Source organism: Anaerotruncus sp. G3(2012), assembly GCF_000403395.2.
Lineage (GTDB): Bacteria > Bacillota > Clostridia > Oscillospirales > Ruminococcaceae > Anaerotruncus.
The window spans coordinates 159,127-176,229 of record NZ_KE159668.1 but is presented as its reverse complement, the minus strand read 5'-3'; the positions used below and the strand labels follow the sequence as shown (position 1 = coordinate 176,229).

General features: G+C 57.4%; 11 protein-coding genes. 2 read left to right on the top strand and 9 right to left on the bottom strand.

Features of this window, described 5'->3' with window-relative positions; all coding sequences use genetic code 11:
• The first annotated feature begins 541 nt into the window (after positions 1-541).
• On the top strand, positions 542-2,368 hold the full coding sequence (typA, locus tag C814_RS12650; RefSeq protein ID WP_016315708.1) for a translational GTPase TypA: 1,827 nt from the start codon (positions 542-544) through the stop codon (positions 2,366-2,368).
• Positions 2,369-2,527: 159 nt separating this feature from the next.
• On the opposite strand, the gene C814_RS24550 is transcribed toward typA, so the two are convergent.
• From C814_RS24550 to C814_RS24125, 4 genes are all read right to left on the bottom strand, one after another.
• Complete coding sequence (locus C814_RS24550; protein ID WP_016315707.1) at positions 2,528-4,741, bottom strand: methyl-accepting chemotaxis protein; 2,214 nt, start codon at positions 4,739-4,741, stop codon at positions 2,528-2,530.
• A gap of 40 nt (positions 4,742-4,781) precedes the next feature.
• Positions 4,782-6,788 carry a methyl-accepting chemotaxis protein gene (locus C814_RS12640; RefSeq protein WP_016315706.1) on the bottom strand — a complete coding sequence of 669 codons (2,007 nt, stop codon included), beginning with the start codon at positions 6,786-6,788 and terminating at the stop codon, positions 4,782-4,784.
• Positions 6,789-7,227: 439 nt separating this feature from the next.
• Positions 7,228-7,992: a cupin domain-containing protein gene (locus C814_RS12635; protein WP_016315705.1), complete on the bottom strand. Its 765-nt coding sequence runs from the start codon at positions 7,990-7,992 to the stop codon at positions 7,228-7,230.
• Positions 7,993-8,017: 25 nt separating this feature from the next.
• Positions 8,018-8,746, bottom strand: a complete 729-nt coding sequence (locus C814_RS24125; RefSeq protein WP_016315704.1) for a hypothetical protein — start codon at positions 8,744-8,746, stop codon at positions 8,018-8,020.
• Positions 8,747-9,028: 282 nt separating this feature from the next.
• On the opposite strand from C814_RS24125, the gene C814_RS12625 reads away from it, so the two are divergent.
• Positions 9,029-9,958, top strand: a complete 930-nt coding sequence (locus C814_RS12625) for a LysR family transcriptional regulator (protein ID WP_016315703.1) — start codon at positions 9,029-9,031, stop codon at positions 9,956-9,958.
• Here C814_RS12625 and C814_RS12620 read toward each other — a convergent pair.
• From C814_RS12620 to C814_RS12600, 5 genes are all read right to left on the bottom strand, one after another.
• On the bottom strand, positions 9,951-11,708 hold the full coding sequence (locus C814_RS12620) for a hydantoinase B/oxoprolinase family protein (protein WP_016315702.1): 1,758 nt from the start codon (positions 11,706-11,708) through the stop codon (positions 9,951-9,953). The two genes, C814_RS12625 and C814_RS12620, sit on opposite strands and share 8 nt — an antisense overlap.
• Complete coding sequence (locus C814_RS12615; RefSeq protein ID WP_016315701.1) at positions 11,705-13,774, bottom strand: hydantoinase/oxoprolinase family protein; 2,070 nt, start codon at positions 13,772-13,774, stop codon at positions 11,705-11,707. Before C814_RS12615 ends, C814_RS12620 begins: the two co-directional genes overlap by 4 nt.
• Before the next feature lie 312 nt (positions 13,775-14,086).
• On the bottom strand, positions 14,087-15,187 hold the full coding sequence (locus C814_RS12610) for a TRAP transporter substrate-binding protein (protein WP_016315700.1): 1,101 nt from the start codon (positions 15,185-15,187) through the stop codon (positions 14,087-14,089).
• A gap of 49 nt (positions 15,188-15,236) precedes the next feature.
• A complete protein-coding gene (locus C814_RS12605; protein ID WP_016315699.1) occupies positions 15,237-16,517 on the bottom strand; it encodes a TRAP transporter large permease in 1,281 nt (426 codons plus the stop codon).
• Positions 16,514-17,041, bottom strand: a complete 528-nt coding sequence (locus tag C814_RS12600; protein WP_016315698.1) for a TRAP transporter small permease — start codon at positions 17,039-17,041, stop codon at positions 16,514-16,516. The genes C814_RS12605 and C814_RS12600 overlap by 4 nt, the downstream gene beginning before the upstream one ends.
• Positions 17,042-17,103: the final 62 nt, after the last annotated feature.

Sequence of the window (17,103 nt, the reverse complement as noted above, 5' to 3'; positions counted from 1 at the left end):
ACGCGGCAATTCACCCGAAAAACGCGCTTCACAGGATAAAATATTTCGCTCATTGCGATGAGCGACCAAAGGCTCTGCCTTTGGAAACCGCAATTTTTTGAAAAAAATTGAGTAAAACTTTAAATTATGGAACAGAAGAACTCGCCCAGCCTGCCGGGGTGGGGCCTGCGGAGAGGGGTCGCCGACCCCTCTCCCGCAAGACAGCCCGCAGGGGCGTCGCGCTTTGCGCGCTTCGGGCCGAAAGCCCGAGAAGCCCCGAGGAAGGCGCCTTGCGCCTGTCAGTTTGGTCCGGAACCAAACTGACGTTGTCTCACTGCCCCCCGACCCCGCAATTTTTTGACTGCCGCCGCCCTGCTGGGCGGCTGGTTTATTTGCGTTATGCCAAAAAGCCTCCGTAAAAAACGATTCGCACAGATACAAAACAGGTTTCCGGACGAAAATACCGTTTTTTTATTGACAGAGCCACCGATTGACGGTATATTATAACAGATTAAAGTTGTATTTTGTGCCGCAACCTGCGGCGGATAGGAAGAACGGTATTATGAATATCAAACGTGAAGACCTGAGAAATATTGCGATTATCGCCCACGTTGACCACGGCAAGACCACGCTGGTCGACGGGATGCTCAAACAGAGCGGCACCTTCCGGGAAAACCAGGCGGTGCAGGAGCGGGTGATGGACTCAAACGACATCGAGCGGGAACGCGGGATCACCATTCTTGCGAAAAATGCCTCCGCCGAGTACAAAGGCGTAAAGATCAACATTGTTGACACCCCCGGACACGCCGACTTCGGCGGAGAGGTCGAGCGGGTGCTCAAGATGGTCAACGGGGTGTTGCTGCTGGTCGATGCGGCCGAAGGCCCGATGCCCCAGACCCGGTTTGTACTGAGCAAGGCGCTCGAGCTTGACCTTGCGGTTATCATCGTCATCAACAAGATCGACCGACCGGATGCGCGGGTCTATGAGGTGGTTGACGAGGCGCTCGAGCTGCTGATGGATCTCGGCGCAACCGACGCCCAGCTCGATAGCCCGATGGTATTCTGCTCCGGGCGGGATGGTACTGCAAGTTACTCCCCCGAAACCCAGGGGGTAGACCTCCAGCCGTTGATGGATACGATCGTGGACTACATCCAGCCGCCCGAAGGGGACCCGGACGAGCCGACTGGGGTACTGGTTTCGTCGATCGACTACAACGACTATGTAGGGCGGATCGCGGTCGGACGGATCGAGCGCGGCACCATGAAGGTCAACCAGCAGGTGACCGTCTGCGACTACCACGACAAGGAGTTAAACCGTCCGGGAAAGATCACTGCAATTTATCAGTTCACCGGTGTTGGACGTACACAGGTCGAGTCCGCCACAGTCGGCGACATTGTGATGTTCTCGGGCATCGAAGACATCAATATCGGCAACACTGTTTGTGCCCCGGGCACCCATCAGCCGATCCCCTTTGTCAAAATCTCTGAGCCAACGGTGGAAATGACCTTCTCGGTCAACACCAGCCCGTTTGCCGGACGGGAAGGAAAATTTGTCACCACCCGCCAGATCCGCGACCGGCTTAACCGGGAACTGCTCCGCGACGTCTCGCTCCGGGTTTCGGACGGGGATACTGCGGATTCGTTTATCGTCTGCGGGCGCGGCGAGATGCACCTTTCGATCCTGATCGAGAACATGCGCCGTGAGGGATACGAGTTCCAGGTGAGCACCCCCAAGGTGCTGATGCGGGAGATCGACGGCGAACAGTGCGAGCCGTTCGATGAACTGACGATCGACGTGCCTGCTGAATCGTCGGGTGCGGTCATGGAGAAGATGGGGGTCCGAAAAGGCGAGCTTCAGTCGATGGAGCCGGTCGGCAGCCGGATGAAGATGGTTTTTATCATTCCGGAGCGGGGGCTGTTCGGTTACAAAAGCGAATTTCTTACCGATACCAAGGGGGAAGGGATTATGAACACCCTCTTCCACGGCTATGCACCCTACAAAGGGGAGATTCCCCGCCGGAACAACGGATCGCTGATCGCGTTTGAGACCGGCGAGACGATCACCTATGGCCTTTATAACGCTCAGGAACGCGGTACCCTGTTCCTCGGGGCGGGTGAGCCGGTCTACGCCGGACAGGTGGTCGGCATGTCGCCCAAGAACGAGGATATTGCCGTCAATGTCTGCAAACGCAAACAGCTCACCAATACCCGCGCCTCCGGTTCGGATGATGCCCTGCGCCTGATCCCGCCCCGTCGGTTCTCGCTTGAGGAATCGCTTGAGTTCCTTGGGGACGACGAGCTTCTGGAGGTCACACCTAAGAGCATCCGCATCCGGAAACGCATCCTCGACCACGCCCAGCGTATGCGCGAACAGATGAAATCCAAATAAAACAGCATCTCACACAGAAAAGCCGCTCGGATTCGTCCGGGCGGCTTTTGAATGTTACCACATATTTTTTCAAAGAGTTTCTGAAACAATCGGGCAAATCTTCACAGGCATTGAGAAACCGGATAGCAAACACTATCCGGTTTCTGTGCTTATAGTCTTTTAATATTTGTCGTCGGCCATCATCACCGGGTCCATTCTGACCTCCTGCGCCCTTGGAGCATAGCTGTCCTGCACGCCATTGGTCTCCCGGAGTTTGAACTGCCCGACCAGACCTTTGAGGATCTGGGCCTGGCTGGAGAGTTCCTCGCTGGATGCTGCGCTTTCCTCCGCCGTAGCGGAGTTGGTCTGCACAACGCTGGAAATCTGCTCCATTCCGAGGTTCACCTGCCCGATCGAAGCGGACTGCTCCGCAGCCGCCTCTGCAATGCGATCGACAATCCCGGAAACGGTCTGAGTGCTTTCCACCACCTTGACCAGCGATTCCGCTGTATCGTTGGCGATCTGGGTTCCCTTTTCCACCGCGGTTACCGCGCCCTGAATCAGCGTGGAAGTGTTCTTGGAAGCCTCTGCCGACTTGCTCGCGAGGTTGCGGACCTCATCTGCAACAACCGCAAAACCCTTGCCCGCCGCGCCTGCACGAGCGGCTTCTACCGCAGCATTCAGCGCCAGAATATTGGTCTGGAACGCAATGTCCTCGATCGTCTTGATAATCTTGCCGATCTCCGACGATTTCTTGCCGATCTCATCCATCGCTGAAATCATCGACTTCATCTGCTCGTTGCAAACCTGGGTTTCCTCACCGGCCTCATTGGATTTGTCACGCGCTTCCGCCGCATTCTGTGCGGTCTGCTGCACCTGATCCAGAATTGCTGCAACCGTTGCCGCCAGCTCTTCAACCGAAGCAGCCTGCTCGGTAGCACCCTGCGACAGCGCCTGCGCGCCGGAGGACATCTGCTCGCTTCCTGCTGTCACCTGATCGGCAGAAGCATTGATCTGGCTGAGTGCACTGCTCAATCTGCGGTTCATCTTGCGGATTGACAGCAGAACGCCTTCGAACTCTCCAACGTAGCTCTCTTCCGCTCTGGTTTTGATCGCGAAATTTCCGCTTGCCATCTCTTCCAGGATGTATTTCATATCGGTAACAATCCGGTTGAGGGTCTGGGTCATCTCCATAAATGTCCTGGAAAGGACGCCAATTTCATCCTCGGATGAAACCTGAAGCTGAACGTTCAGCTTGCCGGCTGCAATATCCCTTGCAGCTGACACGATGCCATCTACCGGCCCAAGCACTCTCCTGAGCAGAAGAATGATGGTGAAAATAATCAAAACGAGTGCAAGCGCTGCAAGCGCTACCATCCAGAAAGTTGTGACGACGATAGATTCGTTAATATCTTCTGTCTCTACCGCTGTCAGCGACCACCATGTTTTGTCCGCAGCTTTAAGCGGGGTGAAAAACCGGGTAACCTTCCGACCGTCCTCACGGGTCGTCTCGATCTGGAAAGCCTCGCTCTGTTTCATCATGCTCAGCATGGCAGAGAGTTCCTCGGTGTCCGGGGTAAAGTCCGCGAGCGTCTGGCCGCTTCCCGCAGTAGGGTCGCTGTCGTAGATAACCAGCCCTGAGCTGTCGAAAATGGTAGCATACATGCTGGGATAGGTCTCACTGGTGGTATCAATCCGGTCAAAATTCCTGATCCGGATGTCAGCCGAGATAACACCCCATATCTCATTGTTATAAACAATCGGGCTTGCATAAGAAACGATCTGATCCCCATTATATTCATATGGACTAGTCACAGACGGGATTTTGGAGGTCATCGCAAGCTGATAGTCATCCAGCGCTGAATAGCTCTGGTAGGTACCCAGGGAAGGGATTTTTCCATCCCCAATCGTTTCAGATGCATAAAAGCTGTAATCGCGTATATTGCTCTGGAATTTATATGGCTCGAACATAACACCTATGCCGACTATATCCTGGCTGGATATTGCGCCTGTACGAGCGGTTTCACGCAGATAAAGCTCGATGTCATAAGTGATAGGATTGAGTACTGCGTTGTAAATCTGGCTCTGGCAGAGCGCAATCGCCGCAGGGTCAGTTGGGACTGTGACCTGTGCCTTATCCGCGGTTTTTGCGGAATCGTACGCCCGCTGCAGATAGCTCTGCATATCTGCCACAACCGTTTCCGCCTCATCCAGAATGGATTGTATCTGCATGGAATTGTACTTGGAAATCGCCATCAGTTCCCCATAGGTCGCAGTCGAAATCGCCGCTTTGGACAGAGAAATCGTGATTGCAATCAGAATGACCAGAATCACCGTTAGAACGCTGCCGATTGTCAGGGCGAGCTTTGGCGCCAGCTTCAGTTTTTTTAACATCGTTAAGCCTCCTCTAAAATATATCTGCAAAAAACACCGCTTACGAAATCATGCTGCCCTCTCTCTGCGAGCGACGAAGTTTGAACTTGGCCACGAGATTCTTGAGCATCTGCGCCTGCTGGGAGAGTTCTTCACTTGCTGCCGCACTTTGCTCTGCTGTAGCAGAGTTTGTCTGCACAACGCTGGAAATCTGATCCACCCCGACTGTAACCTGCTCGATCGCATTAGACTGCTCCGCAGCCGCAGCTGCGATCTGATCTACGAGATGGGAAACTGTCTGTGCGCTTTCCACTACTTTGGAAAGCGACTCTGCTGTATCGTTCGCAATCTGTGTCCCCTTATGTACCGCTTTGACCGAGCCTTCGATCAGCGCCGAAGTGCTCTTGGAGGCCTCTGCCGATTTGCTCGCCAGGTTGCGCACCTCATCCGCAACAACCGCGAAGCCTTTTCCTGCCACCCCCGCGCGGGCAGCCTCTACCGCAGCGTTCAGCGCCAGAATGTTGGTCTGGAACGCGATATCCTCGATCGTTTTGATGATGTTCCCAATCTCGGTCGATTTGTGTTCGATCTCGTTCATCGCCGAGATCATCTCCTGCATCTGCCGGTTGCAGACCTCGGTTTCCTTGCCCGAATCGATCGAACGGACGTGGGCCTCTTCCGCGTTCTGGGCGGTTTCCCGCACCTGGCGCAGGATGTCGGCAATGGTTGCGGCCAGCTCCTCTGTGGAAGAAGCCTGTTCGGTCGTCCCCTGTGAGAGCGCCTGTGCGCCTACCGAAACCTGCTCCGAACCGGAAGCAACCTGCTCGGCACTCCCGTCGATCCGCAGCAGTGTAGCCGTGAGCTGCTCCATAATCTTGTACATCGAAGCCGCAAGGGGCTGGAAATCTCCAATGTATAAATGTTGAGAATTGCTCTCAATCTCAAAGTTTCCATCGGCCATCTCACTGAGTCCCCAGCCCATGTCCGTGATGATATCGCGCGTGGTGGAAACAATCTTTTCGGTTGCCTCCGCGAGGATGCCTGTTTCGTCCTTCTTTTTGATCTGGGGAATAGGGGAATGCATATCCCCTTCTGCCAGTGCCCGCAGGCGGTCCGCACACTGTTTAATCGGCACCCCGATCCCGTTGGCCAGCCTGTATGCAATAACCGACGCCACAACCACCGAAACCAGCAGCAAAAGACCGGTGCAGATGATCGCGAGATTGGTGGAACCCAGAAAATCCGCCTGCGGCGCAGTGAGGCCGATGCTCCAGCCGTTGGTTCCCGCTGTTCCCGGGATAGGAGCATAGGCGGAAAATTTTCGGACCCCGTTGATTACATACGAGTCAAATCCGCTTTCCCCCTGCCGCATTTTGGTATGAATCTGTGCAAGCGATTTGAGGGAGGCGTCGCTTTGCGCCTCCTTCTCAATGTTCTGCACCATGATCGTCTCTATTGTGTTGTCAGCGATGGTCATTCCATCCGCATTGATCGCATAGGCGGCACTGTGCTCGCTGATATTTACTTTGGATACGATATCATTCAAAAAAGTTTCCGGCGGCACAAAATAGACCACCCCTACCACTTTGCTGCCCGGGACGCCGCCTTCCCAGAGCGGCGCAGACACAATAATCGAAATCTTTCCGGTGGTCCTGCTCAGGAGCGGGTCAGAAATACAGGTATTGCCCTGCATCGACTTGTTAAAGTAATCGCGGTCGGAATAGTCTGTACCGTCAAAAATGCTTTTTCCATCTGTACCGATGATATTGCCTCTTATAAATCCATGCGCTTCACACCACTGGTTGATGATCTCCTGTTTGGCTTGCGCACCCTGGGAAAAATCCGCCAGCCTTGCAACCGCGCCTGCATCTGTTGCAACATTCGCGTAGGAGATCAGCTCCTGCTCCACCCGCACCGCAGCGATCTGTGCGGTTTCACCCATCGTCTGTTCCAACAGCGTCCTGCTGCTGATATAGGTGAGGCTGACGCTTGTCAGGCCCAATATGGACAAAAGAACCAGTACCGTCATCAGCATATAAAAGAGTATCTTTCCCCGTATGCTTTTCATTGTAAATTCCTCCCCCGCGATGTCCTGCCTCGGGGATCTTTGCGACAATCGGAACACCGCTCTTTCCGCAAACAACTCCCAGCCTGCCAGCGCCGACAGGCGGCGTGCTCTTAAAATGGTTTTGTCTTCCAGCCGCAAGCTTTCCATTTTCAGCACCCGCACAGGCAAACAATCTGTTCTCTTGGGATTATAGCACATAGATGGGCAAAATAGCAATAGCGATTGCATAATTTGTCAATCAAAACGATCATATAAGATAAAAAAACAGTAGAAAGTTACAAAATTATATATGATTTAACGCTTTCCAGCCCAGATAGGCTCCCAGAAAAAAACAGCGGCAGCGCCCCAAGTGGGAATCGCTGCCGCTTCCTTGCCCTTTCTGGGCGGAAATTTTGGAAAAAACCGTTGTCTAATTCTCCCAAAAGATGCAGAACCGCTCTCAAAGCCCTGGGAACCCGTCCGGTCCCACCGGATACCCATTGGTGGCCAGTTCGAGCCAGATGTAATTGATCCGCTTTCCTTCCGCCGACCGGGAGCCGTGTGGGGTGTTTGCTTCGGTATATGAGAGCGAACCCGGCCCCAGATCCTGCTCATCCCCGCCCGCAATGTAGGTGAACGAGCCATCCGGCAGGACGTAGTACCACTGCACCAGATGTTTATGGACATGTTCCCCGATGAAGGTGGGACCCATCCCCTCATTCCAGCCCATGCTCCAGCGGCCGCAGGCCCTGCCTTCGATAAGCAGACGGGATGTCACATTCGAGCCAGCATCCCCGGTGAACCCCTCGGTATACTGGACGCACTGGTCAAAATTGCGGAACCGCGGCAGCTTGATGCACCAGTTGGCCATCGTTTCCCGGTCGTAGTCGTTCAGGCCGCCTACGATGTGCAGGAAATGCAGGTCCTGCGCACCCGCATGGAGCGCGACCCTTTCCCGGTCGTAGTCAGGGACGAAGACCCCCTGCTCGATATTCCAGCTCTGGGTTTCGGTGCGGACAAAACCGGTCTGGTTGGTGAAGAAAAACATCTGGATTTTCTCGCGGAAGGGGAAGAGCGGCGGCTCCCAGACACAGCCCGCCTTCAGGGTGCATTCAAACAGTTTGGCTTCCTCGTTGGCTTCCGGCATCAGCGGCTGACGGGACAGACCATTTCCATCGAACCGGTGCTGGACCGAGCCCCCTTGCAACAGACGGATTTTACTCATATGATCCTCTCCTTTCCCGAATCTCTCAGTCATAGGCCCGGTTGAGCGTGTACCAAACATGATGGATGCGCCCATCCGGCCCGCATTCGAAACGGAACCGGCTCCCATGCGGGATGTATGCAATGTCCCCTTCTCTGAGCGCGGCCTCCTCCTCATCGACCCACAGGGTACAGCCGGCCTGTTCCAGGCAGAGGATAAACTGGTCATAGGTGGGGAGCATATCCTCCGCGACCTTCGAAGCGCCGGGCTGGGCCGACCGGAACAGTCCCATGTTGTTCGCGCCCAGCTTCCGGTTCTCGATCAGCACGAACGCCCGGGTATTGGCGCCTTCCGCGTCGATGGTGCGCATCGTGTGTTCCCATGCCTGTGAGAACGGCCGGAAGCGCGGAAAAACCATGTGGCTCTTGCCGATCTGGTTACAGTCCTCCTCGTTCATCCGGCTGACAATCCGGATACATTCGAGAGGCTGGCTTCCCGCCTGAATGGCGACCTCCTCCCTGTCAAAATCCGGGACGAATAAAGACGGCTCGGTGATGCTGAACGCCTGTGTTGGGGTGGCCACATACCCGCCCGCTCCGAGGAAAAGGAACATCTGCGTCACTGCCGGACGCGGGAACAGGGGCGGCTTCCAGGCGTATCCGGCCTGTATGGTGCAGCGGAAGAGTTCTGCACGATCACAGGCCCCAGCGAGGACCGGGACCTCTTCGACCGGCCCCTGCTGGTTCCCGGCGGATTTTTTGCTGACCTGAATCATAAGCGAAAACCTCACTTTCTCAGCCGGACGCCAACCGTTTGTTTTTGGTGCCCGGACGTGGTATACTGTTAAGAACCCGTATTCACAACCATTCGACACCGCCTGAGCGGGTCTTTGGCTGGCCTGCCGCGTTGAAAAATCTTGCAATACACAAAGGATTGTCTGCATTTTTTCGCCTTGCAGGGCAGCAAAATCCCTCGCCCATCCGGCATCCTCTGATTATGAATACAGGTTCTAAGACAATAAAATGATATGGAATCCATATAAAGGAGCGGAGTGCGGATGACCCAGCAGGACATCGAAATTTTTTTCGCGGTGGTGGAGAAGCGCAACCTTTCCAAAGCGGCCAGCGCCCTCTATATGTCGCAGTCCACCCTTAGCCATCGGCTGGGGATGCTGGAAAAGGAGCTGAATGCAACCCTGTTCATCCGCCACAAGGGGCACCGCACCCTTGAGCTGACCCCCTATGGACGGGACTTCGTGCGGATTGCCGAGCGCTGGATGGCGCTTTGGGCGGAAGCGCAGGACCTGCACACGATGCATGGGAGCCACACCTTCTATATTGGGGCGGTGGCCAGCCTGATCCAGTACCTGTTCCCCTATCTCCTGCAGGAAATCTTCCGGAAGGAACAGCGCCAGATCCGCCTGATGGTCAAGTCGATGCAGTCGGCCGCGCTCTACCCCGCGCTGGAAAACCGGGAGATCGACCTCGGATTTTCGGTGCTGCCGTCGTTTTACAGCAATGTCATCAACCAGCCGCTGCTCAGCGAAGAAAACGTGCTGATGGTGCAGAGCGGTTCCCCGCTGCCGCCGGGGGAATATGGGCCGGATGTCCATCCCAGCGAGCTGGACCCCACTAAGGAAATCCTGTTCCAGTACCATCAGGACTACCGGCACTGGCGCAACTACTGGTTCGGGTACTATGCCGACCCGGCGATCGGGCTGGGGGATGCGCTGCTGGTCAAGGACTTCTTCTCAACCCCCACCGACTGCTGGTGTGTTGCACCGGTCTCAATGGCGCTGGAAATCCAGCGTTCATGCAAGGTTTCCATCCACCGGCTTACCAACCCACCGCCGCCCCGCACCTGCTACCTGCTGACCCACCGGATTCCGCGCACTGGTTATGAAGCAAGCATGGAGCTGTTCATGGATTACCTGGACCGGTTTCTCCGGAACGAAGCGGCAGCGGGGCACCTTCAGATGCTCACCTGACCGCGGCGCGCAGCGCGCGGGTGGCCTCCACGTCGAGGGTGCAGATGCCATCGCTGTCCCGGTTGACGGCCACTTTATACTGGTCGCGGGCCGCTTCGACCGAGACATACCCATCCGCTACATCGTCGAGCACCTTTTCGGGCGGGCGGCGGAGCGGGTCCCCATAGCCGCCCGAGCCGGGCGTCAGCGCGACAAGGATTTCCCCCTTTTCCATCCGGTTGCCGGTGCTCTTGCCTGGAAGCCGGGTGCGCGCCCCATCCATCTCCCGGAAGAACGCGCCGGTTGCGCCATCCCTGCCGCCCTCCAGGCCATAGGGGGCGAACTTCTGCCGGTCGCCGGTTGCCTTGCACTGGATGCCGTCGAGCAGCATCTCAAATTCGCGGTCGATCCCAAGCCCCCCGCGGAATTCGCCTGCCCCGCCGCTGTCGGTGCGCAGGCTGTATTTTTTAATCATGAGGATCGGGAATTCGGTCTCCATCGCCTCAATCGGCATGTTGGAGGTATTGGTCATGTGGACCTGCACCGCGCTCAGACCGTCGGCGTGCCTGCTCGCGCCCGAACCGCCTGCAATCGCCTCGTGACAGATCAAGGTGTTGCCCGGATGGCGCGGGTCCTCCCGGGTGAATACAGTGGTCTGGCAGGTGCTGTTGCAGCCTGCGAGCACCCGTTCGCTGGCGACCTCGGCCAGCGCGCCGAAGATGACATCGGGCAGCCGCTGGGCCGCATTGATCGTGAGCCCCAGCGGGGCCGGGTCGATCGGGTTGACCAGCGAACCTTTTGGCGCGACCACCTCGAATACCCGGAAGATGCCGCTGGTGGCGGGGATATCCGCGCCGAACAGCGCCTTGAGCGAATAGAAGCAGGAGGCGAGCAGGGTGTTGTACGAGATGTTCAGCGGCGCCTTGAGCTGTTTGCAGGTTTTGCTGAAATCAAAGACGATGCTGTCGCCCGAGATGCGGATATCCACCGAGATGGTCTGCGGGTCTGGGCTGTTGTCGCCGCCGTCGTCCAGATAGTCGGTGTACGAGTAGACCCCGTCCGCCACGCTGGCAATCGCTGCCCGCAGCCGCCGCTCCGAGTAGTTTTGCAGCTCCTCCATGCAGGCGGTCAGGCGGTCGCCGTATTTGGCGAACGCCTCCTCCATCCGGCGCGCGCCCACCCGGTTGGAGGAAATCTGGGCGGTCAGGTCGCCCTCCCGCTCCTCCCGGACGCGGGTGTTGCCCAGCAGCAGCTGGAACACATCCTCGTTGAGCTTCCCTTCGTTGCAGATGCGGATCACCGGGATCCGGATGCCCTCCTGAAAGATGCTGTCAGCGTAGCTGGAGGTCGAGCCGGGAACCATGCCGCCGATGTCCGAATGATGGGCCATGTTGACCACCCATCCGATGATTGCGCCGTCCCCAAAGACCGGCATTGCCACCACGATGTCGGGCAGATGGTTGCCGCCGCCGTGATAGGGGTCATTGCCGATGAACATATCGCCCGGACGGATTTTGGCCCGGTCGAAATGCTGGTAGATATAGGGGATAAAGGTGAGGAAGGCGTTCAGATGGATCGGCAGATAGTCCGCCTGCGCCACGAGATCCCCCTCCGGGCCTACCACCGCGGCAGAAACGTCCCGCCGCTCCTTGATGTTGGTGGAATAGGCGCTCTTGATGATCGAAAGGCAGGTTTCCTCCGCGATCGAGAGCATCAGGTTCCCCACGATTTCGACTGTAACCGGATCGACCGGATTCCGCTTTGTGCTCACTGTTCCTCGCCTCCCTTGTAATTGACATGCAGATTGAGGTACCCGTCGGTGAAGATGCTCCAGTGGGGCGGGATGACGGTTGTGCAGTCCATCTGCTCAATGATCATCGGGCCTTCCGCCTGCAGGCCGGGGACAAACCCGTCGCGGTGATAGACCGGCGTGGAGATGTAATCCTTCTCCCCGACAAACAGTACCTGCCGGATCTCCTGCGGCGCAGGCAGAGCCGCATCCGGCTCGAGCGGCTTACAGACCAGAGCGGGTTTTTCGACTTCTCCGACCGCAGACAGCCGGAAGTTGACCAGCTGCACATGGAATGCCTCGTTGCTGTACCCAAAATTTTTCTCGTGCGCCGCATGGAACTGCTGGATTGCCTCCCCGAGAATCTCCTCAGTGACCGCAGGCTCCCGCAGCGGGATGTTGATTTCGTAGTTCTGCCGCTCATACCGCGCGTCCACCGAGGCGGAGAAGCTGCGCTGTGCGGCGGGGATTTTTTCCCGGTCGAGCAGATCGCTGCCCTCTTCGATCATCTCCTGTAAAACCGTGTTGATCGCGGGGATGTTTTCGGGTTGGGCGAGCATGATGCGGGAACGTGAGAGGTCGAACCGGGTGTCGGCCATCAGAAGCCCGAGGCTGCAAAGGGTGCCGGGGTTGGGCGGAATCAGGACCTTCCGGATGCCCAGTTCCTCCGCGACCTCGCAAGCATGGAGCGGACCCGCGCCGCCAAATGCCATGAGTGCGAAGTCACGCGCGTCGTAGCCGCGCTCCACGCTGACGATCCGGATGGCGCGCATCATGTTTGAGTTCACGACGCTGATGATCCCGGCAGCGGCTTCCGGAAGGCTCAGGGAGGAACGGTCACAGATGCAGGTCTGGATCGCCTGTTTCGCAAGCTCCAGATCGACCTCCATCCGCCCGCCCAGAATCTTCTTCTGGTTGAGCTTGCCGAGCAGGATGTTGGCGTCGGTGACACACGGGTTGACGCCCCCGCGCATATAGCAGGCCGGGCCCGGGGTCGCGCCCGCGCTCTGCGGCCCCACCTTGAGGGCGCCGCCCTCGTCGATTCTGGCGATCGAGCCGCCGCCCGCGCCCAGCGTGATGATGTCGATCATCGGGATACGGGCCGGATAGCCTTCGACCAGCCGTTCGTTGCTCAGTTGGGGCTTTCCGTCCTCAATCAGGCTGACGTCGATGCTGGTGCCGCCCATGTCGAAGGTGATGATGTTCGGCAGGCCGCACAGCCCGCCCAGATAGGCCGCGCCGATCACGCCTGCCGACGGGCCGGAAACCGCGGTCTTGATCGGACAGTCGATCGTTTCGCTGATCGAGATGATCGAGCCGTTCGACTGGGTGACATACGGGCTGACCTTGACCCCGACCTTTTTGACCGATTCCTCGAAGTGACGGACATACTCCTTCATGACCGGTCCCAGGTAGGCGTTCAGGGCGGTGGTGCTCATGCGGGAATACTCCCGGAACTCGTGGACCAGCTCGTGGGAAACCGAAACGTAAGCCTCCGGAAAATGCTCCCGGATCAGCTCCTTGAGGCGGTTTTCATGGACCGGGTTGAGGTAGCTGAACAGGGTGCAGACCGCGATTGCCTGTACCTTTTGTTTTTTCAGATAGCGGATCACCCGGATGGCAGCCCGCTCGTCGAGCGGGGTTTTGACCGAGCCGTCGCAGAGGATGCGCTCGGGTACCTCGCATTTCAAACCTGCGGGGACGATGCTCTGTGCCTTGGGGCGGAGCAGGTCGTAAAGATTGGGACGCTTCTGCCAGCCGATCTCCATCAGGTCCTTGAGGCCCTCGGTGGTGATGATCCCGATGCGCGCGCCCTTCTTTTCGATCAGAGCATTGGTTGCCACTGTGGTACCATGCGCCAGGTAGGAAATCTGCTCCGCCTGCATTCCGAGCAGTCCAAGCAGCGTCTCGATGCCGGTTACGATCGCCTGGGACGGGTCCTGTGGGGTGGAACTGAGCTTGTAGTTGAAAATCTGCTCGGTTTGGGTGTTGAACACGGACAGGTCGGTAAAGGTACCGCCAACATCCACGCCTATCATGTAACTCATGGCTGTATCACCTTTCTTTCCATCTTGAAATCCTGTTTCATATCTGCCGCCCTCCGTTCGGGGAGCTTTTTTACTTGCAACATGCGCTTCACAGGAGAACGCGTTGCGTACCCTGTGGGGTGCGCTCAAAGGCTCTGCCTTTGGAAACCGCAGCCTTTGAACAGGCTGGCGAAACGTTGTAATGGATATGAAACAGAGGGGGTTCTTCCTGATTTTGGGCGCAAAAAGCGGAGGCCGACGCAGCAGCCGACCTCCGCCGGTGCAAAACTCGATCTTTCAACAGAGTTTTTGTCCCATTGTCTGGTTATCCAGTCAGGGTTTCATTGCTGTCGCATAGGCGATCAGCTCCGGATCGTTGAAGAAGGATTCCTCCTCAAGCTGGGTATAGAATCCCTGCATGTTTTCGATCCACTCGTTGCGGTCAATGTCGAGGAAGACTGCGCCTTCTTCGATCATCGTGGGGCGGTATGCTTCGAACTCCGCATAGCATTTTTCGTTGTACTCGTCCGCAGCCTCCTGCGCGCAGTCAAGCATGATCTGCTGCTGCTCGGGGCTGAGCGAGAGAAACGCCTCGTTTGACATGACGATGCAGTCGAGCGGGTACTGGAAGTTGACTTCCGCGATATAGGGCGCGTAGAGGTGGAACTTGGAGGTCGAGAACGACTCGCTGCTCGTCTCGCCCGCATTGACAACCCCCTGCATCAGCGCTTCGGGATACTCGTTAAAGCCGATCTGGTTGACGGTGCCGCCCCAATACTGGAACATCTTCGCCTGGAGCGGGATGTTTGCGACCCGGAATTTTTTGCCCTTGAGGTTTTCCGGATGGGTGATGTCCTCGGTGGAGATCAGCACGCGGGGCAGACGGACAAACTCATAGTTCAGGACCTTGAGGTTCGCGTCGTTTGCGAGTGAATCCAGCATCCCCTGTCCCTTTTCAGACGCCATGAATTCAAGTACCGAGTCCGCATCCTCGAACAGGAACGGGACCGACAGGATGCCGAGGTCGTTGCACCAGGTGGAATAGGAGTCGAGCGCGGTGGCAACGCCGCCCTGGTTGTTTGCCATCGTCGCTTCGATCTGTGCGGTGCCGTTGCCGAGCTGGCTGGCCGGATACCATTCGCAGACTACCGCGCCGTTGGTGCGCTCGGTGACATTGGCGCAGAACGTTTCCATCACAACGCTGCCGAGCTTGTCCGGCGCGCTCGAGTTGCCGAATTTCAGCGTAATCGGTTTTTCCGGTGTGGGGCCTGCTGCCTCAGGCTGGCTGGCCGGAGCCGACTCACTGGGCGCAGCCGCCGAGCTGGCGGGCTGGCTGGAAGCCGGTGCGCTGCTCGCGCTCGAGGAACCGCCGCAGCCGCTGAGGGCGGCGCCTGTTAAGCAAAGTGCCAACAACAGGGATAGTGCCTTTTTCATAAGAATATCCTCCTTTATGATTGGGTCTTGAAAATGGGTGCTTTGTGTTTTACATCAATCCCAACAGGGACGGGACTGCGGTGGAAAGCGCGGGGATATAGGTGAGCATCAGCAGCAGGACCGCAAGCGGGATCAGCAGCCAGAGTGCAGGCCGCAGCGCCTTCTCAAAGCTGACGTTGCAGCATTTGCAGGTGGTGAACAGCGCCGGGGCCATCGGCGGGGTGGTGCCTCCGATCATGGTGGTGAGCACCAGCACGACGCCCAGATGCACCAGATCGAATCCCATCTCAAGTGAAAGGCTCATGATGAACGGGGTCATCAGGATCAGGATCGAGCTGCCGCCCATGAAGCAGCCCTCGAACAACAGGATCGCATCCAGTGCGAGCAGCACCAGGAACGGGTTGCTCAGGCTCATCATACCGTCCAGCAGTTTGCCCATCAGGCCACAGGTGGTAATCATATTGTTGAAAATCTGCCCGGCGCCCATCATGAACAGGACCATCGTGGTGGTGGTCACTGAGGAGCGCAGGGTCTCCCAGAGGTTTTTAAACGAGAACCGGCGGTAGATGAGCGAAAGCACGACCACATAGACCGATGCCATCACGCCGCCTTCGGTAGCGGTGAACATGCCGCCGCTCATGCCGCCCAGCAGCAGCGCCGGTGCACCCAGCGCCGGCAGCGCCTTCACACCGCTTTTCAGCGCGGCCATCAGCGGCTGTTTCGGGGTGGTCGGTGCGATTTCGGGGTTCCGCTTGGCCATGATATAGCACATAACCATCAGGCTGGCCCCCATCAGGACGCCCGGGAGGAAACCCGCCATAAACAGGGTGAGGATCGAGATCGAGGTCATCGACCCATAGATGACGAAGCTGATGCTCGGCGGGATAATCGGCCCAATGCCGGCGCTGGTTGCGGTGACCGCGGCGGAAAAGCCGTCGTCATAGCCTGCGTCGGTCATCGCTTTGACCTCGATCGCGCCAAGCCCGCCCGCATCCGCGATTGCGCTGCCGCTCATGCCCGCGAAGATCATCGACGCCAGCACATTGGCGTGTGCCAGGCCGCCGGTCCGGTGCCCCACGAGCGCTTTCGCAAAGTCAAAGATGTCGTCCGAGAATCCGAGCAGGTTCATATAGGAGCCGACAAAGATAAAGGTGGGGATTGCCAGCATGGTAAAACCAGCCATCGCGTTGGACATGGTATTCGCAAACAGGCTGAAATTGGTCGCTGTCTCAAAGCAGTAGAGTGCGGTGGTGGTCATCATCGAGAACGAGATCGGCACGTCCAGCAGCATCAGCACCAGAAACAGAATCAGATAGACCCAGATGCTCATATCATATCCCCTCCTTCTCTGGCCTTTTCATCCTGCACATAGATGCGGAGGATCTGGCTCAGGCAGACCAGCACGAGCAGAATCCCCATCACGATCATCGGCAGCGCATAGTAGTAGACACGTCCGAACGGGAGCCCGCCCTGCGGCACCGCCTTAGCCTGTACCCGGTAGAGCCGAAGCCCGCCTTCTACCATCAGCACGCTGACCATCCCGCCCAACAGATAGGCCAGCGCATTAACCGCCTTTTTCACCTGTCCCGGCAGGAAGCGCAGGAAAAATTCCACCTGTGCGTGGCCGTTCTGACGGGTCACCACCACCGCACCGAGCGCCGCAAACCAGACCATAGCGGCTGTGACGCCCTCCTCAATGCCGAAGATCGGCGCCTTGAAAAGGGTGCGGCGGAAGATCTGGACCGCCAGCGCAGACATCAGCAGCCCCAACAATGCCGCTGCAATCCGCCACGCAAATTCCACCACCAGATCAATCAGGTCGCAGTAGCGCAGCAACAGCTTTTTGGTGTTCACTCGTATCATCTCCCTTTCGTTTTTATCGCGGCGAACAGTTTCACCAGCCTTTTTCAAAGGCT